16 protein-coding genes are annotated in these 20,765 nt (G+C 65.3%); 3 read left to right on the top strand and 13 right to left on the bottom strand.

The window, feature by feature from the left end; genetic code table 11:
* Positions 1-55 precede the first annotated feature (55 nt).
* The 4 genes from SOM28_RS25795 to SOM28_RS25780 form a co-directional block, all read right to left on the bottom strand.
* The gene (locus SOM28_RS25795; RefSeq protein WP_320469907.1) at positions 56-2,728 is read right to left on the bottom strand and encodes a DNA topoisomerase III; all 2,673 of its coding nucleotides are present in this window, start codon (positions 2,726-2,728) and stop codon (positions 56-58) included.
* 278 nt (positions 2,729-3,006) lie between these two features.
* Positions 3,007-3,465 (bottom strand): Smg family protein, encoded by a 459-nt coding sequence (locus tag SOM28_RS25790; RefSeq protein ID WP_123070803.1) that lies wholly within the window; start codon positions 3,463-3,465, stop codon positions 3,007-3,009.
* A gap of 213 nt (positions 3,466-3,678) precedes the next feature.
* Positions 3,679-4,812 carry a DNA-processing protein DprA gene (dprA, locus tag SOM28_RS25785; RefSeq protein ID WP_320469906.1) on the bottom strand — a complete coding sequence of 378 codons (1,134 nt, stop codon included), beginning with the start codon at positions 4,810-4,812 and terminating at the stop codon, positions 3,679-3,681.
* A gap of 8 nt (positions 4,813-4,820) precedes the next feature.
* On the bottom strand, positions 4,821-5,942 hold the full coding sequence (locus SOM28_RS25780; protein ID WP_123070805.1) for a LysM peptidoglycan-binding domain-containing protein: 1,122 nt from the start codon (positions 5,940-5,942) through the stop codon (positions 4,821-4,823).
* 307 nt (positions 5,943-6,249) lie between these two features.
* Between SOM28_RS25780 and def the strand changes: the two genes are divergently transcribed.
* Together def and fmt are read left to right on the top strand one after the other, a co-directional pair.
* Positions 6,250-6,789 (top strand): peptide deformylase, encoded by a 540-nt coding sequence (def, locus tag SOM28_RS25775; RefSeq protein WP_123070806.1) that lies wholly within the window; start codon positions 6,250-6,252, stop codon positions 6,787-6,789.
* A gap of 5 nt (positions 6,790-6,794) precedes the next feature.
* Positions 6,795-7,742 (top strand): methionyl-tRNA formyltransferase, encoded by a 948-nt coding sequence (gene fmt, locus SOM28_RS25770; protein ID WP_123070807.1) that lies wholly within the window; start codon positions 6,795-6,797, stop codon positions 7,740-7,742.
* A 128-nt stretch (positions 7,743-7,870) separates the two neighbouring features.
* Here fmt and SOM28_RS25765 read toward each other — a convergent pair whose 3' ends face one another.
* The gene (locus SOM28_RS25765; RefSeq protein ID WP_229415017.1) at positions 7,871-8,101 is read right to left on the bottom strand and encodes a BrnA antitoxin family protein; all 231 of its coding nucleotides are present in this window, start codon (positions 8,099-8,101) and stop codon (positions 7,871-7,873) included.
* Between the two features lie 239 nt (positions 8,102-8,340).
* Here SOM28_RS25765 and metH point away from each other — a divergent pair, with 239 nt between their 5' ends.
* Entirely contained in the window at positions 8,341-12,108 is a 3,768-nt protein-coding gene (gene metH / locus SOM28_RS25760; RefSeq protein ID WP_320469905.1) for a methionine synthase, read from the top strand.
* 103 nt (positions 12,109-12,211) lie between these two features.
* On the opposite strand, the gene SOM28_RS25755 is transcribed toward metH, so the two are convergent.
* The 8 genes from SOM28_RS25755 to rsmB all read right to left on the bottom strand — a co-directional run bounded on the left by SOM28_RS25755 (position 12,212) and on the right by rsmB (position 20,629).
* Positions 12,212-13,489, bottom strand: a complete 1,278-nt coding sequence (locus SOM28_RS25755) for an EAL and HDOD domain-containing protein (RefSeq protein WP_147936582.1) — start codon at positions 13,487-13,489, stop codon at positions 12,212-12,214.
* 132 nt (positions 13,490-13,621) lie between these two features.
* A complete protein-coding gene (locus SOM28_RS25750; RefSeq protein WP_123070791.1) occupies positions 13,622-14,386 on the bottom strand; it encodes a class II glutamine amidotransferase in 765 nt (254 codons plus the stop codon).
* 107 nt (positions 14,387-14,493) lie between these two features.
* Positions 14,494-14,751 carry a BTH_I0359 family protein gene (locus tag SOM28_RS25745; protein ID WP_005667861.1) on the bottom strand — a complete coding sequence of 86 codons (258 nt, stop codon included), beginning with the start codon at positions 14,749-14,751 and terminating at the stop codon, positions 14,494-14,496.
* A gap of 117 nt (positions 14,752-14,868) precedes the next feature.
* Positions 14,869-15,285: a P-loop NTPase family protein gene (locus tag SOM28_RS25740; RefSeq protein ID WP_320469904.1), complete on the bottom strand. Its 417-nt coding sequence runs from the start codon at positions 15,283-15,285 to the stop codon at positions 14,869-14,871.
* Positions 15,282-16,043: a response regulator gene (locus tag SOM28_RS25735; RefSeq protein ID WP_123070793.1), complete on the bottom strand. Its 762-nt coding sequence runs from the start codon at positions 16,041-16,043 to the stop codon at positions 15,282-15,284. Before SOM28_RS25735 ends, SOM28_RS25740 begins: the two co-directional genes overlap by 4 nt.
* Positions 16,044-16,133: 90 nt before the next feature.
* Positions 16,134-18,413 (bottom strand): sensor histidine kinase, encoded by a 2,280-nt coding sequence (locus SOM28_RS25730; RefSeq protein ID WP_123070794.1) that lies wholly within the window; start codon positions 18,411-18,413, stop codon positions 16,134-16,136.
* Complete coding sequence (locus SOM28_RS25725; RefSeq protein ID WP_123070795.1) at positions 18,403-18,978, bottom strand: DUF4390 domain-containing protein; 576 nt, start codon at positions 18,976-18,978, stop codon at positions 18,403-18,405. The genes SOM28_RS25730 and SOM28_RS25725 overlap by 11 nt, the downstream gene beginning before the upstream one ends.
* 43 nt (positions 18,979-19,021) lie before the next feature.
* On the bottom strand, positions 19,022-20,629 hold the full coding sequence (gene rsmB, locus SOM28_RS25720) for a 16S rRNA (cytosine(967)-C(5))-methyltransferase RsmB (protein WP_229415016.1): 1,608 nt from the start codon (positions 20,627-20,629) through the stop codon (positions 19,022-19,024).
* Between the last annotated feature and the right edge of the window lie 136 nt (positions 20,630-20,765).

The following is a 20,765-nucleotide window of genomic DNA, read 5'->3' as shown; positions in this document are numbered from 1 at the left end:
AAGCCGCGGTTTTTTTACGTCCGGACGGGGCAGGCCAAGCCCGCCACCGATCCGCTTACTTTTTCGCGGCGGCCGCGGTCGCCTTCTTGGCAGGCGCCTTCTTCGCCGCTGCCTTTTTCGCCGCCGGCTTGGCGGCCGGCTCAGCGGCCGCCTTGCGCGCAGCCTTCACCGGTGCTGCCGCGCCATCGGCGCCATCGGCACCCGTGGCAGCATCAGCGGCGTCAGCCGCGGCTGCCTTGCCCTTGGCGGCCGCGCCCGGCTTGGCCTTGCGCTCCTCGAACTCGAAGCTGATCTTGTTGTCCTTGCCGCGCACCAGGAAGGCCTTGAATGCACGCCGGGTACGCTGGGACACGAAGCCCGGCAGCAGGTCGGTCTTGCCGTCGTTGAGCAGCTTGGCCATCTGTTCAGGCAAGATCTCCTGCTGCAGGATGATGCGTCCGCTGCGGAAGTCGCAAGTCTTCGGCTTGGCCACGCTGTGCTCGCAAACATAGGCCAGCGGCATTTCGTACACCCCGCCGTTGCACTTCGGGCAAGGGCCGACCGGGGTCTGGCCGCTGAAGTCCACGCCCTCGCCCTCTTCTCCTTCGTCATCCTGGCCGAAGTCGAACTCGAGCTTGAAGTTCTTGATCTCTTCATCGCGCACGATACGCAGGATGGCGGCGAACGGACGGCCCATCTTGGAGCGGAAGCCCTGCAGCGGACCGATGGTGCGGTTCTTCAGCAGTTCTTCGACTTCCTCGATCTCGAACTGGCGGCTGCCCGGCGTCTTGCTCATCGAGAATTCGCACTTGGTGCAGGCGAAGCGGCGGTAGTTTTCCTTGACCACGCCGGCGCAGTTCGGGCAGGGATTGACCAGGGTCGCGTACTCGCCGGGAATCGTGTCGTTGTCGTATTCCTTGGCGCGCTTGACGATGATCTGGGTCATCTGGGCGATTTCACGCATGAACTCTTCGCGCGAGATCTTGCCTTTCTCCATTTGCGACAGCTTGAATTCCCATTCGCCGGTCAGCTCTGGCGCCGTGAGTTCATTCACGCCCAGGCCGCGCAGCAAGGTCATCAGCTGGAACGCTTTCGCGGTCGGCATCAGCTCGCGCCCCTCGCGCAGCAGGTATTTCTCGGTCAGCAAACCCTCGATGATGGCCGCGCGCGTGGCCGGCGTGCCCAGGCCCTTGCCGGCCATCGCATCGCGCAGCTCGTCGGAGTCGACCAGCTTGCCCGCGCCTTCCATCGCCGACAGCAAGGTCGCTTCGTTGTAGCGCGCCGGCGGCTTGGTGACCAGGCCGTTGGCCGTAATCTTGTCGGTCAGCACCTTCTCATCCTTGGCCACCGGCACCAGGTTGGCGCCATCCTTGTCGTCGCCCAGGTCTTTACCGTACACGGCCATCCAGCCGGGGTTGGTCATGACCTTGCCCTCGGTCTTGAACTGGTGGCCCGAGACTTCGGTGTAGCGGGTGGTGACCAGGAATTCGGCGGCCGGGTAGAACACGGCCAGGAAGCGGCGCGTGACCAGGTCGTACAGCTTCTGTTCCGGTTCCGACAGATTCTTGGGCACGACGCCGGTCGGGATGATGGCGAAGTGATCCGAGATCTTGGTGTTGTCGAAGATGCGCTTGTTTGGCTTGACCCAGCCGCTCTTGCTGATCTGCTTGGCGAACTGGTTGTAGTTATTGGTCTCGGCCAGCGCTTCCAGGGTCGACTTCACGGTGCCGATATAGTCTTCCGGCAGGTGGCGCGAATCGGTACGCGGGTAGGTCAGCACCTTGTGCTTTTCGTACAGCGCCTGGGCCAGGCCCAGCGTGTTCTTGGCCGAGAAGCCGAAGCGGCCGTTGGCCTCGCGCTGCAGCGACGTCAGGTCGAACAGGCCCGGCGCCATCGAGGTCGTCGGCTTGCTTTCTTCGGTGACGTTGCCCTGCTTGCCGCGGCAGGCGGCCGCGATCGAATCGGCGGCGGCGCGGCTCCACAGGCGCTCAGCGCGCTTCTCGGGATCGTTCTCGTCCTTCTTGAACTTCTGGTCCAGCCAGCGGCCTTCGTAGACGCCGGCGGCGCACACGAACTCGGCGCGCACTTCCCAGTAGTCGCGCGGCACGAACTTCTTGATCTTCTCTTCGCGCTCGACCACGATCGACAAGGTCGGGGTCTGCACCCGGCCCACGGTCGTCAGGTAGAAGCCGCCCTCTTTCGAGTTAAAGGCGGTCATGGCGCGGGTGCCATTGATGCCGATCAACCAATCGGCTTCGGAGCGGCAGCGCGCGGCGTCGGCCAGCGGCAGCATTTCTTCGTCGGTGCGCAGGTTGTTGAAGCCTTCGCGGATCGCGTTGGCCGTCATCGACTGCAGCCACAGGCGCTTGACCGGTTGCTTGGCTTTCGCGTTCTGGGCGATCAGGCGGAAGATGAGTTCTCCTTCGCGGCCCGCGTCACATGCGTTGATGAGGGTGGTGACGTCCTTGCGCTTGATCAGCTTATTGAGCACCTTGAGACGCGATTCCGTCTTGGCGATCGGGTTCAGCGCGAAGTAAGGCGGGATCATCGGCAGGTGGGTGAAGCTCCATTTGCCGCGCTTGACGTCGTGTTCTTCGGGCACCGCGATCTCGAGCAGGTGGCCGACGGCGGACGAGAGGACGTATTCGTCCGATTCGAAGTACTCATCGTGCTTGGTGAAGCCGCCCAGCGTCTTCGCGATATCGTTCGCGACCGACGGTTTCTCGGCGATGATGAGGGATTTGGTCATAGTGATTCTCGTCGTGCTATCTATATAGTGTGGGCTTGCGCATCATACATGCTCGCAGCCGGGCCGGTGAAATTCCGGCCATAGTGTCTGATTGGTAACTGTCAAGATGAAGCGGCCAATGATAAGCGCGTTATCGCGCTCCCTGCAAGTACACCATGCGCTACAGGACGGTGCGATGCGCACCGCATGGTGCCTCTTGGCTGCCCAGAAATGGGGCGCGAGAAAAGCAAAACGGGGCGTCAGCCCCGTTCGATGGATGTTGCGGTGTAGTACGCCGTTCAGTGCAGCAGACGCGGTTCCTGCTCGTCGTCGTCGCTAAACAAGTCGTCGAACATCAGCGCGTCCGGTTCCTTGCCCTGGCTCCAGAGCACCATCAACACGATGATCTTGAGCTTGCTCAAGGCGATGGGAGACTCGTCGCAGGCCAGTGCGCGCTCGATGACAATCTCGCGCTGGATGGGGCCGAGCACCTTCGCGCTTTCGAGGAAGGCGATGAAGCCGATCGCGGCGCTGCCCAGCTCGATATATTCCTCGTCCACGTAGTAACGCATGCCGGTGGAGGCATCGATCGTTTCGGGCAACGGCGCATCGGTCAGCCCCGTCAGCCAGTCCAGCGCTTCCGAGATTTCGATGTCGTCGAAGCCGACGGCGGACAGTTTGCGAGCCAGGGCTGCCGGCTCGGGGCAGGCGTCGGGACGGTAGTACGTCTCGTAGAGATAGACCAGGATGTCGAACATAGTGACGCTACTGTAGCAGCTAAACTTCGTGCGGCACAAGTAGAGCGCGCCTGCCGCGCTGCCTCGCGGAAAAAACGTTGTATCGAAGCCTTGTCCGATCAGCCAGCTTACCAAAAACGATTAAAAACAAGAACATACAATTCGCAAACTTCGTGATGCGAAGCATAGGTAATCTATTAAATATGCATCCGAACGGCCCTATTTGACGTAGGCCTAATGCCAGATGCGCTGCACCCTTCCACCCGGCAATTGCGCCACTAAACCCGCCAGTTCCAGGCCCAGTAATCGTCCGCCGAGCTCGCCCGCATCGGCCCCAAGACGCGCCAGCAAATCGTCGAGCGCCACCGGTTCGTGGCCCAGCGCGGCCAACAGATCGGCGTCTTCTTCCGCCATTAAGTCGGGCCCGGCTTCCTTCTCTTGTGCAATGGCCGCCAGCGGCGAGACCCTCATCGCCAGCAACACCTCGTCCACCGTCTCGACCAGTTGCGCGCCATCGCGGATCAGGCGGTGGCAACCCTTGGCCAGCGCGGAGTGGATCGAGCCGGGCAAGGCGAACACCTCCCTCCCCTGCTCCGCCGCCATCTGGGCTGTGATCAGCGAGCCGGACTGGGCCGCGGCCTCGATCACCAGCACGCCGGCCGCCAGGCCGCTGATCACGCGGTTGCGGCGCGGGAAATTGGCGGCCAGCGGCGGCGTGCCCAGCGCGTACTCGCTGAGCAGGCAACCGTGTTCGGCGATGCGGTGGGCGAGCTGCCGGTTGCGCGCCGGGTAGACACGGTCGAGGCCGGTGCCGACCACGGCGATGGTGGCGCCGGGCCCGCGCAGCGCGCCTTCGTGGGCGGCGGTGTCGATGCCCAGCGCCAGTCCCGAGACCACGCACAGGCCGGCGCCGGACAGGGCCGCGGCAAACGATTCGGCGTCGAGCTTGCCCTGCACGCTGGCGTTGCGGCTGCCGACCACGGCGACCAGGGGCCGCGCCAGCATCTCGATGCGGCCGGCGGCGTACAGCAGCAGCGGCGGATCGGGGATCTCGGCCAATGAAGCCGGGTACAGGGGATCGTGGAAGGTGAGCAGGTGGTGGCCAGGCTGCGCCAGCCAGGCCAGGGTGGCCTCGACCAGGGCCGTCAGGGCGGGCGAGACCGGCGCGCACAAGGCTCGCGCCTGGCCGGGAGACACGTGGGCCGCCAGCGCGGCTGGCGCGGCCCTGAAGATGGCGGCTGGAGAACCGAAGGCCGACAACAGCGCATGCGCGCTGCGGCAACCCACCCCGTCCGCCTGTTCCAGGCGCAGCCAGTCGGCGATCAGGGCGGCGCGTTCGGCAATGGGATGGGTTTCCGTGTCTTGCACGGTGCTATTTACTCCGGTGATTTGGCGACGTCGCCCACCTGCACCGGCGCCGTCACCTGCATGACCAAGCCGTACGAGACGTTCTTGAACACGCGGAAGATGAACAGGCTGCCGTATTGCTCGTCGGGCAGTTTCAACCCCTGCCGGCCCAGGCCCAGGAAACCCCGGCTCGCTGGATCGGCCACAGTCTTACCAAGATGATAGAGCTGCAGCACGGCGCCGACATCGAGTCCGTCAACCGTGCCCCGATTGACAGTGACGACCTGGCTCTGTCCGGCGTAGGTCACGCCCGAATAGATCGACATGACGCGGCCGTCGAGCGCTTGCAGCGGCGCATGCGGCACGTAGTTGCGCACCGGCGTCGGCGGCGCCGGCACCAGCAGGTCGCCCACGCCCATCTCCTGCACGGTATCGACCACCTGGAAAGTGTGCACGTCGACGCCGGGTGCGGCCGGCTTGAGCAGCTTCACGGTGCCCAGGAAGGCGGCTTCATGCGCCAGCACCTGGCCGGTCTGCGGGTCCCGCAGTGCGGTACCCGGACGGAACACCTGGAACACACTTCCGTCCCCGATCTGGCCGTGCACGTAGACGCGGTCGCCTTCTCCCAGGTAGACGCGGCCTTCCTGCGAGGCGGCGATGCGCGGTGCGCCCGCCAGCTCGTCGGCCTCGACCACCAGCGGCTGGGTCAGATAAGGCTCGATGGCGCCGGCGGGAATCGCCGGCACGGCGTCGCGCGCCAGGCCTTCGCTGCGCACCTGCGGCGACAGGCGGGTCAATGGCGGCGCATCGCGGCCGTCGCCGGCGTCCATGCCGCTGCCGGGCTGCTGCAGGCTCAGGCGGCCGCGCGCGCGGTCGAACCAGATGGTCTGGCCCGGATAGATCCAGTGCGGGTTGCGGATTTCGTCACGGTTCATGCCCCAGACCTGGGGCCAGCACCATGGGTTGCGCAAGAAGGCGCCAGAAATATCCCATAAGGTATCGCCCTTGACCACGACGTGCTTGTCCGGTGCGTCCGGGCGGAAACTGCAGGCAGCAGTGGTGGGCGTTGCAGTCTGGGCCGAGGCAGCTGCTGCGCATGCGAGCAACGCCGCCGCAGCAGCATGGGCCACGACTGTGCTAAAATTTTTCATTGAAGACGTCCGTTTAATGCGGCGTAAGATTAAATGATGCCGCCAGATTGCAGCTGCATCCAATGCAGGTCATGATGCTGAACAGGCCGCGCCGTCATCCGGCCCGGCCGCAGCCAGAGATAGCACGACGTACTGCTCCCCGCTCACGGAAGGGTTGCTGTATAGAATCAAATTCTGCACACAAATCCCTGAACTAGCAAGCACGCCGAGGTCTGCGCGCCAGGGCGTGTGGCGGGATTGCGTCCTGTCTTGCCTGCCAGCCAAGTACCCGTTCAACCTAGACAACTCCACCGACATCCGATCCGATATGGCACTTCTCGACATCCTCCGCTACCCCGACCCGCGCCTGCACAAGGTCGCCAAGCCGGTCACCGAATTCGGTACCGAGCGCCTGCGCAAGCTGGTGGCCGACATGGCGGAAACCATGTACGACGCACCCGGCGTCGGCCTTGCCGCCACCCAGGTGGACGTGCATGAATGCGTGGTCACCATCGACGTGACCGAAGCGCAAGAACAGCTGATGGTCTTCATCAACCCCGAGATCACCTGGGCCAGCGAAGAGCGGCAGGTCTATGACGAAGGCTGCCTGTCGGTGCCCGGCGTCTACGACGGCGTCGAGCGCCCGTCACGGGTCAAGGTGCGCGCGCTCGACGTCGACGGCAAGCCGTTCGAGGTCGACGCCGACGGCCTGCTGGCCGTGTGCATCCAGCACGAGATGGACCACCTGATGGGCAAGGTCTTCGTCGAATACCTGTCGCCGCTCAAGCGCAACCGCATCAAGGCCAAGCTGCAGAAGGAAGAACGCGGCCTGCAGCGCGACGCCGCCCAGCGCGCCGCCCGTCGTTGATCCCGATGAAAGTCGTCTTCGCCGGCACGCCCGAGTTCGCCGCCGTCGCCCTGCGTGCCCTGCACGAGGCCGGCTTCGAGATCCCGCTGGTCCTGACCCAGCCCGACCGCCCGGCCGGGCGCGGCATGCAGCTGCAAGCCTCCGCGGTCAAGCAGTACGCGCTGGCCCATGGCATGCCGGTGGCGCAGCCGTTGTCGCTGCGCATGGATGCCAAGGACCCGGAGCGCGCCGCGCAAGCCCGCGCCGCGCACGAGCAATTGCAGTCGATCGACTACGACGTGATGGTGGTCGCGGCCTATGGCCTGATCCTGCCGCGCAGCACGCTCGACATCCGCCCCTGCATCAATATCCACGGTTCGCTGCTGCCGCGCTGGCGCGGCGCCGCGCCGATCCACCGCGCGATCGAATCGGGCGACCGGGAAACCGGCGTGACCATCATGGAGATGGAAGAAGGTCTCGATACCGGGCCGATGCTGACCATGGAGCGCTTGCCTATCGAGGCCTCCGATACCACCGGCAGCCTGCACGACAAGCTGGCCGCGCTGGGCGGACGCATGATCGTCGAGGCGCTGCGCAAGATGCAGGCCGGCGAGCTGACCGCCGTGCCGCAGCCGGACGAAGGCGTGACCTACGCAGCCAAGATCGGCAAGGAAGAAGCGAAGCTCGATTTCAGCCTGCCGGCCGACGTGTTGGCGCGCAAGGTGCGGGCCTTCAATCCCTTCCCCGGCGCGAACGGCGTGGTCGATGGCGTGGCGGTGAAATTCTGGTCTGCCGAAGCCGTTGACGGTCGCGGCGCACCGGGCGCGGTCTTGCAGGCTGATGCCGGCGGCATCGTGGTCGCCTGCGGAGAAGGCGCGCTGCGTCTGAACGAATTGCAGAAGCCTGGCGGCAAGCGCCTGAAGGCGGCGGAATTCCTGAAAGGGTTTTCGCTGGCGGGGTTGACGTTCAACTGAGGCGCCCGCGGCGCTCCTGAAGTCGATTTCATGAAACGTCGTCCTTTACCAAGCCCCACGGCGAGGGCGGGGACGACGTCTTAGAGCTGACGAAAAAATGGCGTCACGGGGACGCCATTCCATCAAATTTACTCGGCCTGCGACGTACGCTGGGCGTCCATGTGTTCACGCAGGACCTGATTGATACGGGTCTGGTAGCCGGGACCTGCGCCCTTGAACCATTCAAGCATATCCACATCCAGGCGGATCGTGACGATCTGTTTCACACCGTTACTGGCGACTTGTGGCTTCGACGACATTGCTGGTTCCGGGTTGCGGTCCATAGCTTGATCCCAATCCGGTTGGTATTCTTTGTTCATGCGGTTATCCCATCTATACGTGCGCCACTCGTGGAGGCGGACCTTGATTGTCGTCTCGCCATGTATCGTAAAGATTGCAGCCACCCCATCAAATGTAACGCCATGTAACGCATGACGGTTTGAATACATAACGATACATACACGCCCGTGCCGCCGGGCCAAACAGGCGGCATGACGTATAATCGTAGACCGCCCAATGTCAATCGGCCTGTCAAGCCGCATCCTGGAAAACCACCATCATGAACGCCGTTACGCCTGTCATCTCCCCGATCGAAACCCAGCTGCGCGAGATCCTCGCGCGCCGCATCATGATCCTGGATGGCGCGATGGGCACCATCATCCAGCAGTACAAGCTCGATGAAGCGGCCTACCGCGGCGAGCGTTTCGCGACCTTCGCGGCGCCCGAGGGCGCCGGCCAGCGCGAGCTGTTCGTGAAAGGGAATAACGAGCTGCTGACGCTCACCCAGCCGCAGGTGATCCAGGAAATCCACGAACGCTATCTCGCCGCCGGCGCCGACCTGCTCGAGACCAATACCTTCGGCGCCACCGGCGTGGCGCAGGACGATTACCACATGGCGCACCTGGCCTACGAGATGAACGTCGAGGCGGCGAAGCTCGCGCGCGCCGCCTGCGCCAAGTACTCCACGCCAGATAAACCGCGCTTCGTCGCCGGCGCCCTGGGTCCGACCCCGAAGACCGCCTCGATCTCGCCCGACGTGAACGACCCGGCGGCGCGCAACATCACCTTCGACCAGCTGGTCGCCTCCTACCATGAACAGGTGCGCGGCCTGGTCGACGGCGGCGCCGACCTGCTGCTGGTCGAGACCATCTTCGACACCCTGAACTGCAAGGCGGCGCTGTTCGCGATCGACCAGTATTTCGACGAGCATCCCGAGACGCCGCGCCTGCCGCTGATGATCTCGGGCACCGTCACCGACGCCTCGGGCCGCATCCTGTCGGGCCAGACCGTGCCGGCCTTCTGGAATTCGGTGCGCCATGCCAAGCCGCTGACGATCGGCCTCAATTGCGCGCTCGGCGCGGCGCTGATGCGCCCCTATGCGCAGGAGCTGTCGCAGATCGCCGATACCTTCGTCTGCATCTACCCGAACGCCGGCCTGCCCAACCCGATGAGCGATACCGGCTTCGACGAGCTGCCGGCCGACACCTCAGCCCTGCTGCGCGAATTCGCCGACGCCGGCTTCATCAACATCGCCGGCGGCTGCTGCGGCACCACGCCGGAACACATCGCGGCGATCACAAAAATCCTCGAGACGCAGACGCCACGCCAGGTACCGGATGTGCCGGTCGCGATGCGCCTGTCGGGCCTGGAGCCCTTCACGGTCGACGAATCGTCGCTGTTCGTGAACGTCGGAGAGCGCACCAATGTAACGGGCTCGAAGGCATTTGCCCGCATGATCCTGAACGAGCAGTTCGACGAGGCGCTGTCGGTGGCGCGCCAGCAGGTCGAGAACGGCGCCCAGGTCATCGACATCAATATGGACGAGGCGATGCTCGATTCGCAGGCGGCCATGACGCGCTTCCTGAACCTGATCGCGTCGGAACCCGACATCTCGCGCGTGCCGGTGATGATCGACTCTTCCAAGTGGTCGGTGATCGAGGCGGGCCTGAAATGCGTGCAGGGCAAGGCCATCGTCAACTCGATCTCGATGAAGGAAGGCCTGGAGGAATTCATTCGCCAGGCGCGCCTGTGCCGCCGCTACGGCGCCGCCGTGATCGTGATGGCGTTCGACGAGAAAGGCCAGGCCGACACCTTCGCGCGCAAGATCGAGATCTGCGAACGCGCCTACAAGGTGCTGACCGAACAGGTGGGCTTCCCGCCCGAAGACATCATCTTCGACCCGAACATCTTCGCCATCGCCACCGGCATCGAAGAGCACGACAACTACGCCAACGACTTCATCGAAGCCTGCGCCTGGATCCGTGAAAACCTGCCGCACGCGAAGATCTCGGGCGGCGTGTCGAACGTCTCGTTCAGCTTCCGCGGCAACGACCCGGCGCGCGAGGCGATCCACACCGTGTTCCTGTACCACGCGATCAAGGCCGGCCTGACCATGGGCATCGTCAACGCCGGCATGGTCGGCGTCTACGACGACCTCGATCCCGAGCTGCGCGAGCGCGTGGAAGACGTGGTGCTCAATCGCCGCAAGGACGCCACCGAGCGCATGATCGAATTCGCCGGCACGCTCAAGGCCGGCGGCGCCAGGCAGGAACAGAACCTCGAGTGGAGGAACAGCCCGGTCGAGAAGCGCCTGGCGCACGCGCTGGTGCACGGCATCACGCAATGGATCGTCGAAGACACCGAAGAGATGCGCCAGCAGGTGCTGGCCGCCAAGGGCCGCCCGATCCACGTGATCGAAGGCCCGCTGATGGACGGCATGAACATCGTCGGCGACCTGTTCGGCCAGGGCAAGATGTTCCTGCCACAGGTGGTCAAGTCGGCGCGCGTGATGAAGCAGGCCGTGGCGCACCTGGTGCCGTTCATCGAAGAAGAAAAGGCGGCGCAAGAAGCGCTTACCGGCATTGTCGCCAAGCCGAAGGGCAAGATGGTGATCGCCACCGTCAAGGGCGACGTGCACGACATCGGCAAGAACATCGTCTCGGTGGTCCTGCAATGTAATAACTTCGAGATCGTGAACATGGGCGTGATGGTCCCTTGCGCCGACATCCTGGCCCGCGCCAAGGAAGAAAACGCCGACATGGTGGGCCTGTCGGGCCTGATCACGCCATCGCTCGAAGAGATGGCCCACGTCGCGCGCGAGATGCAGCGCGACCCATGGTTCCGCGAGCGCCAGGTGCCGCTGCTGATCGGCGGCGCCACCACCAGCCGCGCCCATACCGCGGTCAAGATCGCGCCGCACTACGACGGTCCGGTGGTCTACGTGCCGGACGCCTCGCGCTCGGTCTCGGTCGGCCAGGCGCTGGTCACCGACGACACGCGCGACGCCTACATCATCGAACTGGCCCAGGACTACGAACGTATCCGCATCCAGCACGCCGGCAAGAAGGCGCTGCCGATGGTGACGCTCGAACAGGCGCGCGCCAACAAGGCGCAGCTGGAGTTTGCGCCGGTCAAGCCGAAGTTCATCGGGCGCCGCGTGTTCAAGAACGTCGACCTGGGACTGATCGCGCGCTACATCGACTGGGGCCCGTTCTTCCAGACCTGGGACCTGGCCGGCCCCTTCCCTGCCATCCTCAGCGACGAAGTGGTGGGCGAGGCCGCCACCAAGGTGTATGCCGAAGGCCAGGCCATGCTCAAGAAGATCATCGAAGGCCGCTGGCTGACCGCCAACGGCGCGATCGCCCTGCTGCCGGCCAATACCGTGAACGACGACGACATCGAGGTGTACACCGACGAATCGCGCGAGCAGGTGGCCTTCACCTATTACGGCCTGCGCCAGCAAGGCGTCCGCCCGGTCGTCGACGGCGTGCAGCGCCCCAACCAGTGCCTGGCCGATTTCATCGCACCGAAGGACAGCGGCATCCCGGACTATATCGGCATGTTCGCCGTGACCGCGGGCCTCGGCATCGAGAAGCACGAGCAGCGCTTCGAGGCGGCGCATGACGACTACTCGTCGATCATGCTCAAGTCGCTGGCCGACCGCCTGGCCGAAGCATTCGCCGAATACATGCACGAGCGCGTGCGCACGGACCTGTGGGGCTATGTCGCGAACGAAGACCTGTCGAACGAGGCGCTGATCGACGAACAATACCAGGGCATCCGCCCGGCGCCGGGCTATCCGGCCTGCCCCGAGCACACGGTCAAGGCCGATATGTTCCGCACGCTGCAGGCCGGGGAAGTCGGCATGGAGCTGACCGAGTCGTACGCGATGTATCCGGGCGCGGCGGTGTCGGGCTTCTACTTCGCGCACCCGGCGTCGAAGTATTTCGTGGTCGGGAAGATCGGCAACGACCAGGTCGAGGACATGGCGCAGCGGCGCGGGATGGACAAGGCCGAGGTGGAGCGCCATTTGGCCCCCAATCTCTGATCGACGTCGTTCCCGCGCAGGCGGGAACCCAAGTTGGTTTGAGCTGACGATAAGCGTGCAAACTTAGGTTCCCGCCTGCGCGGGAACGACGGTTCAAGCTAACTCAAATCGCGTAGCGCACCACCTTGTCGCTCCACTCGAACGCCGACACCTCGAGCTCGGCCAGGTCGTCGCCATCCATCGACAGGCTCTTGAGCCCCGCCAGCATGTCGTCGCCCTCGTCGTCCATGCGCTCGATCGATTCGGCCAATTTCAGCAACTCGCCGAAGAAACCGCTGCGCTGCAACAGCGCGGCGCGCACTTCGTCGATCACGGGAATCTGCTCCACGATGTCCATCATCGGGATGCAGAACAGCGTGTCCATCAGGGACATCATGCCGACCGTGAAGGCGACGTCGGCGACGTTCTTCTGGCCGGGACGCAGGCGCTGGGCCAGCAACTCCATCAGACGCGCGCGCGTGGTGGCCAGCAGCAGGAGCGGGCTCTGGCTGTGGCCGCGCACGTCCGGCTCGGCGTACAGCAGGATCTGCAGCCAGCGCTGCAGCTGGCGCCGGCCCAGCAGGGTCAGGGCCTGGCTGATCGATTCGATGCGCCGGCCCGCCCCCACCGCCGGCGTGTTCACCAGGCGCAGCAGGTTCAGGCCGATCGTCACCTCGCGCTTGACCACGCGTTCGATCTCGGCGTTGTCGGCATCGGACGCCACCAGGTTCACCAGGTCGAGCACCGTCGTCTGCGACGGCGACAGCTTGCGGCTGGACAGCACCGAGGGCTTGGCGAAATAATAGCCCTGGAAGTAATCGAAACCGATGTCCAGGCAGGTGCGGTATTCGCTGTGGTTCTCGACCTTCTCCGCCACCAGGCGCTTGCCCGTGGTGCGCAGGCGCGGCGCCAGCGACAGCAGGGTCACGGCCGGCAGCGCGCGCAAGTCCATCTTGACGAAGTCGATCACCGGCAGCAGGCGCGACAGCGCCGGGCCATGGGCCGCCGCCTCGGCCGCGAAGCGGAAGCCATGCGCCCCCAGGGCCCGCATACGTTCGATGACGGCGTCGTCCGGCTCGACCGAAGCGACGATCTCCAGCACCGTGCGCTCGCGCGGCAGGAGGGCGAACATATCGCTCATCAGGACGTCCTTGTCGACGTTGATGAAGGCATTGGCATCGCCGATCGCGCGCGGCAGGCCGAGCTGGGATGCATGGTGGATGACGCTGGCGCTGGCCGACAGGCCCGAATCGAAATGCGCCGGGCCCTGGGCACTGCCGCGGAACAGCAGTTCATAGCCGAACAGCGCCTGGTTGCGGTCCAACACCGGCTGGCGCGCGAGGTAGAAATGGCGCATGCGTAGCGGCTGGGAGGCCTCGTCGAGGCTGGCGGTATCGGTCATCTCGTTCTCGTTCTCGTTCTCGCGTCAATCGGACTACTTTACCGCATCCATCCCGGCGTGTGTCTTCTTGGCATTAATTTATTGACGGAAAGTTGCCCGGCAACCATCGGAGTTGTTGCTAGGCAAACGTGCCTACTGAGGCAGTCCGTCGACGAATACCTTCAGCTCGCCCGGCGCGAAATGGGTCCACTCTTCGTTCGTCGTCAGCGGCTCGGTGACGATGATCGCGACCCGGTCGTCGGGCGTGGTCACCTGCGAGAAATCGACCGACAGGTCTTCGTCGGACAGGCAGGCCGTCACGAACGGATACTTGCGCACCACGTAGCACAGCTTGGTCGAGCAGTGGGTGAACAGCGCGGTACCGTCGGACAGCATCATATTGAAGGTGCCGTGCGCGGCGATGCCGGGAATGATGCGTTCGAGCAGGCCGCGCAAGGCTTCGCGGCTCGGCGCCGTGTCGCCGAATTCGCGGCGCATGCTTTGCAGCAGGTAGCAGAAGGCCAGTTCGCTGTCGGTGGTGCCAACCGGACGGAAGGCGCCGTCGAGCACGGGCGCGAAATCCTTGAGGTCGCCGTTATGGGCGAACACCCAGTAGCGGCCCCACAGTTCGCGCACGAAGGGATGGCAGTTTTCCAGCGCCACGTGGCCGACGGTGGCCTTGCGGATGTGGGCGATGACGTTGGTGGACTTGATCGGATAACGCTTGATCAGCTCGGCGATCGGCGAGGCGATGGCGGCCTGGTGATCGACGAAGTGGCGTACGCCGCTGCCTTCGAAGAAGGCGATTCCCCAGCCGTCGTGGTGGGTGTCGGTACGGCCGCCGCGGTGGGCGAAGCCGGTAAAAGAGAAGACAATGTCAGTGGGGACATTGCAGTTCATTCCAAGGAGCTGGCACATGGGCGCAGCTTACCATGCCGGATAAAAAAAGCGCCATCGCCCGCTGGTGGCAATGGCGCTCGGGGACTTCAGCGCAGCAGACTGGTGTGAAGACTCAGTGCAAGCGCTCAATGAAGAACGACCGGCTGGCTCATCAGGGTGTCATACGAGCCCAGGAAGTCGTCGATTTCTTCCATGGTGGGTTCGCTGGCAATCAGGTTGTTGACGTCGCGCCGGAACGATTGCGCGAGGCGGCCGCCGATGAAGGCCTCGCGACGGCCGGCCTTGTCGACGATCTCGAAGCCGCCAAATCGCAGCGCTTCGAGTTCACGGTCGACGCCGAACTCGACGACGCTGTACTGTTCGCTGTTATAGATCATGTTCATGATGACTCCTTCGATCAGAAATTAGTGCAACCCTGCCGCATGGCGGCGTACGGCAGGCTGTTCACTTCGCTTCAGAGGTGGGGCTGTCCGAACCGATTTCAAGACCGTCAATTGCCTTCAGGCGTGGACGGTGGGGTTCAGGGCCAACAGCTGATCGTATGGCGGCGCTGCAAGCCACGATCGCAACTGATCAAGGTGTTCGCTGCTCGCCAGGCCGAGGAACAGGCGTCCCGGGCGTTGACGTAGCAGTCGATTCAATGTTACACGCAAAACGAGATTGCCGTCGCAGCACAAGCAACCCGGGGCGATGCGCACCACCTGCAGGCCGGGAGCGGTTTCGAGCGGCGTGGCGGCCACGCCCATGCCTTCGAGGATGACGGCGCTGAACGCCTGGGACGTGTCTTTGCCGACGCCGGCAGCGTCAGCATCAGCAGAAACGACAGTGGGTGGAATGGCCAGCAACGCCGCGATCGCCTGTTCGCGTGCGGCGGCGCTGGCGCCGATGACGAGGACGGTGGCCGCGCGGGCCATCATCCCCCTTTCTTGGCGAGCTTGCCCGGTTCGACGCCCAGCTGCTTGAGCTTGCGGTACAGATGGGTGCGCTCGAGGCCGGTCTTCTCGGCCACGCGTGTCATGCTGCCGCCTTCGCGGCCCAGGTGGTGCTCGAAGTACATACGCTCGAAGGCGTCGCGCGCCTCGCGCAGCGGCAGGTCGAACGACAGCGTATAGCCGGTGCCCTCGCCCTGCGACACCGCATGCACCATGCGTGAACCATTGCCCATGCCGACGCCGACGCCGGGGCCGGGCTGCACGCCCGGCGGCGCGAACATCGGCGCGCTGGGAGCGGCGATGGCGGCATCGTTCGCCACCGGCGGCGCGCTCGGCGCGATCGGGCGCGGCGGCGCCATCGGTGCGCGCGCCACCTCTTGCGCGCGGGTCAGACCCTGCTGGACCGCCTTGAGCAGCTTTTGCAGGGCAATCGGCTTTTCGAGGAAATTGAGGGCGCCGATGCGGGTCGCCTCGACCGCCGTGTCGATCGTCGCATGGCCGGACATCATGATGACCGGCATCGTGAGCAGGCCGTCGCGCTGCCATTCCTTGAGCAGGGTCACGCCATCGGTATCCGGCATCCAGATGTCGAGCAACACCAGGTCTGGCGTCGCGGCCGCACGCGCCTCGCGCGCCTGCTGCGCGTTCTCGGCCAGGGTGATGGCATGGCCTTCGTCACCGAGAATCTCCGACAGGAGTTCCCGTATGCCCATTTCATCGTCAACTACGAGTATGTTCGCCATCGTTTCTACCTTCCTGATCTTCTACCCGTCACGTGTGCAATTTTATAAGTTTTTTTGCACTTAAGCCAAGTTTGCTGATGGGGCTGAATATTAGGCTAACTTTAGCAGCAAAATTGACACTGCCGCGCCAGTTCCATCTGTACGGTTGCCGACGTCGATCCGCCCGCCGTGTTCGTCCACGATTTTCTTGACCATGGGCAGGCCCAGACCGGTGCCGCGGGCCTTGGTGGTGATATACGGTTCGAAGGCGCGCGCCAGGATGCGCGGGGCGAAACCGGGGCCGTTGTCGACGATCGCCAGGCGCACCGCGACGCCCTGCAGGCCGTCGGCGCCGGTGTAGTGGATCGCCTCGGTGCTCACGTCCACGCGCGGCGGCGGCGCGTCCGGGCCGCGCTCGACCAGCGCATCCTGGGCGTTCTGCACCAGGTTGTGGATCACCTGGCGCAGCTGGGTGGCGTCGCCCATCACGCGCGGCAGGTCGGGCGCCAGGCTGGCGTGGATGATGTCGTGACCATCCTCGGCCAGGTACAGGTTCAGGATCTCGCCGATCAGGCTGTTCAGGTCGAGCTGGTCGAGCGTTGCCGGCGGCGTGCGCGCATAGTCGCGGAAGTCGTCGACCATGCGCTTCATGGCGTCGACCTGGTTGACGATGGTGGTGGTGCCGCGCTTGAGCAGCTCGGCCTCTTTCGGCGGCAGGCTGTCCTCGAGCTTCATCTGCATGCGCTCGGCCGCCAGCTGGATCGGCGTGAGCGGGTTCTTGATCTCGTGCGCCAGGCGCCGCGCGACTTCGCCCCAGGCCACCGAGCGCTGGGCCGTGATCACGTCCGAGATATCGTCGAACACCACGATGAAGCCGCTGTCGGCGCCCACCGGCAGGCGCGAGCCGCGCGCCAGCAGGACGATGTCGTGATCGTGCTCGTCGCCGCTGCCGCGGCGCGGGATCTCGATCTGCTGCTGCCAGTGGGCGCGCTTGCGCCGCTCGGCCGCCGAGTGCGCGCTCTGGGCCGAGAAGGCGCGCGTGATGCAGTTCGAGAAGTGTTCCAGGCCGGGGATGCGGGCCAGCGGCCCGGCCATCGCGCCCGGTTCCACCTGCAGGATGCGGTAGGCGGCGTCGTTCGAGTTCACCACCAGGCCTTCGGCGTCGAGCACGATCACGCCGGCCGACATATTCGCCAGCACCGATTCCAGGTGGGCCTTGGCGCTTTGCAGCGCGGCGCGGTTGCGCTCGACCGCGCTCCTGGCCTCGAACAGCTGGCCGGTCATGGCATTGAACGATTGCGTCAGCGTGCCCAGTTCGTCCTTGGTCTGGACGATCGGCCTGGGCGACAGGTCGCCCTCGGCCACCGCCTGCGTGCCCTCGGCCAGCACCAGCAGCGGCTGCGCCAGGTTGCCGGCGATGAGGAAGGCGCTGCCGACGGCGCCGAAGATCGCCAGCAGCAGCGTCAGGGTCAGCATCCCGATGTACATCTTGCGCAGGCCCGTGCGCGCTTCCAGGCGCAGGCGGTATTCGCTGTAGGCCGAACGCAGCACCTCGGCGTTCGAGGCCAGGTTGACCGGCACCGACTGCAGCAGCTGCAGGTAGCGCTGCGGCGCGCCGGGCGGCTCGGGGACGGCCAGCACCACGCGCAGGCGCAGGCCCGTGACGGCGTCCAGCGCGCTCGAGACGCCGTCGAGCCCCTCTTCGCTCAGGTCGCGGTCGACGCCGCCTTCGGCCAGCGCATACCCGCCCGGCATCGCGGCGCTGCGCAGCATGCGTTCGTTGGGCGCGTCGGCTGCGAGGTTGGCGCCGCGGTCTTCCAGCGCGGCGGCCAGCACCGCGCCCTTCTCGTCGACCAGCATCGCGCTTTGCAGGCCGCTGGTGTCGGCCAGCAGGCGCGCCAGCACCGGCTGCGCGCTCATGTCGCCCTGGCCCGCCAGGGTCGCGGCGGCGGTCTGCGCGGTCGCGCCCAGTTCGGCCAGCGATTCGTCGAGCGCGGCGCGGCCCAGGTTCAGGCCCGACTCGATCGCCGATTCGATCTTGACGTCGAACCAGGAGTCGATCGAATGGGAGACAAAATTCACCGACACCATGAAGATGACGACGCCGGGCAGGATGCCGATGCCGGCGAACAGCAGCACCAGTCGCGCCATCAGGCGCGAGCCGAACTTGCCGGCCTTGTGGCGGGAATACAGGCGGCCGAGGGCGACCGCGACGAAGGCCAGCAGCACGAAGGCCACCGCGCCGATCAGTCCGATCAGCCAGCCATAGTAGCGGCCGAGGAATTCGGAATTGGCCGAGGCCGATGCGAGCAGGAACAGCAGGATGCACACCACGGCGCAGCCCACGACGAGGGCGTAGCGCAAGACCTGGTTGACCGGTCTACTCTGCACGATAGGTAAAGGTCTTCCGGCTGGACGTCAGGCGCCAGTCGGAATCGTTGAAGGCGTTGACCTGCAGGGGCTTTTGCAGGTATTCGCGGTCCATGTACATGCGCAGCGAGACTTCATACTCCTCGCCCGGCTTGAGCTTGCCCTTGGGCGCGATCAGCCAGCGGGTCGGCCGGCGCACCATGAACATCGCATCCTCGAAAGTCTGGAAGCGTTCCTGGAAGGAGCCGACCACCGTCACGTAATACTGGCGCGTCAGCACGTCGTAGGAAATGCGGATGGTGCGCTTGGCGGACACCGCCCGCTCGTCGCGCCACCACCAGCGTGGCCGCACCAGCTCGATCTCGGTGGTGAAATGCAGTTGCACGCCGTGCTGGAGCGCATCCCGCAGGCCGCTGTTGAGCTCGAAATCGTAGACCGTGTTGAGCCGGTAGCCGTCGTCGCTCGCTTCGATCGCCGCGCGGCTGATCTCGATCCCGTCGGCCGCCTGCGCCGGTACCCACGCACCAACGCACGCAAGCGCCAGCAGCAGCTGGCAGGCGAGGAGGCGTAAAAGTCGTAACGTCACGGGTGAGCCGGGGCCTTAAAAAATGCGCGTAGTGTAAAAGAACTTACGCCGCTTTCTTCTGGAACAGGGCGTAGAACAAACCGTCATGATCCTGTCCGGCGCCGCCGAGCGGCAGGAGTTGGCCCGGCGCGTCGAGGCGGACCGCGTCATGGCGAGCCGCGAAAGCGGCTGCCTGCGCCTCCGATTCCTGGGGCCAGAGCGAACATGTCACGAACAGCAATTTACCATCGGGCAGCAACATCTGCCAAAGATTGTCGAGTATTTTGGAAGAAAGTGTTGCAAGTTGGGATGTATCCGACTTGCGGCGCAGCCAGCGGATATCCGGGTGGCGGCGCACGATGCCCGAGGCGGTGCACGGCACGTCGGCCAGGATACGATCGTATTGACGGCCATCCCACCAATCGCGGCTGCCGGCGTCGGCGGCCAGCAGGGTCGCGTCCAAGCCCAGGCGGCCCAGGTTGTCGCCCACGCGCGCCAGGCGCGCCGGGTCGGTGTCGACCGAGGTCAGCTGCACGTCGGCCGTCTCGAGGATGTGGCCGCTCTTGCCGCCGGGGGCGGCGCAGGCGTCCAGCACGCGCATGCCGTCCTTGAGGTCGAGCAGCGGCGCGGCCAGCTGGGCGCCGGCGTCCTGCACTGACACCACGCCATCGGCGAAGCCCGGGATCTGGGCCACGTTGATGGCCTGGACCAGGCGCACCGCGTTCGGGCCCACCTGTTCGGCCTGCAGGCCGGCGTCGTTCAGGGTGGCCAGATAGGCGGCGACGTCGAGCTTGCGGCGGTTCACGCGCAGGGTCAGCGGCGGATGGGCATTGCCGGCCGCGAGCACGGCCTCCCACTCGCGCGGATAGGCCGCGCGCATGGTGTCGATCCACCACTGCGGATAATTGAAGCGCGCCAGCGGCTCGCGCAGCGCCTGCTCGACCAGTTCCTCACGCTCGCGCAGGAAGCGCCGCAGCACCGCATTGACCATGGCCTTGGCATGGGCGAAATCGGGATGGGCCGCGGCCGCGCTGACAGCCTGGTCGACCACGGTGAAGGCCTCATAGGGCGCGGTCTGGCCCTCGGGCGTATCGAGCAGACTCAGGGCCGCGCACAGCAGGCCGCCCAGCATCGGCGGCTCGGGCGCCTTGCTCGTCATCAGGCCCAGCAGGGTCTCGCTGCGGCCCAGCTGGCGCATGGTGCGGTAGGCGATATCCTGGATCGCGCCGCGCGCCTGCGGCGTGGCGTCGTAGGCGCCGAACACGGCGGCCAGGGCCTGCGGCAGCGCACTGCCGCCGCGCACGCGCGCCACGGCGCTGGCGGCGCCCAGCAGCGCCAGGGCCAGCGAGTCGGATTTGAGGTCGGGACGGAAGTCGCGCTGCGGCGCGACTTTCACTTCGTGGCTCTCGCGCAGCCGGGGTTCCTCGCGCGCCGGACGCGACTGGGCCGGGAAGTCGCCGCCCTGCACCCGTGGCGGCTTGCCGACCGGACGACTGTCGGGGTTGCCCGGACGCGGCTGGCCGGACGCGGCCGGCCCTGGTTTGCCGCTGCCACGACCCGCGGCGCCCTGGCCGCCCTGTCCCGGATTGCGGCCGACCGCGCCCGCGGTGCGCCGGTCGGCGGCGGGCCTGGCCTTGGGTTTCAGGGTGAGCGTTGGACGCTTGTCAGTCATGGCGAATAAAATGTTGCGAAAATGGGCTCCCATTGTAACGGTTATGCCTTTGGCGACGCTTAATATGGTTGTTGAACCGCCAATCGCGAACGCCGTGGCCAGCCAAAGCGTGGCATCAAACTAGTATAATGTGCAC

It is taken from the genome of Massilia sp. CFBP9026, from assembly GCF_034045165.1.
GTDB classification, from domain to species: domain Bacteria; phylum Pseudomonadota; class Gammaproteobacteria; order Burkholderiales; family Burkholderiaceae_D; genus Telluria; species Telluria arenae.
Note: the sequence above shows the minus strand (reverse complement) of the source record. Positions and strands in the feature narration are given on the sequence as shown.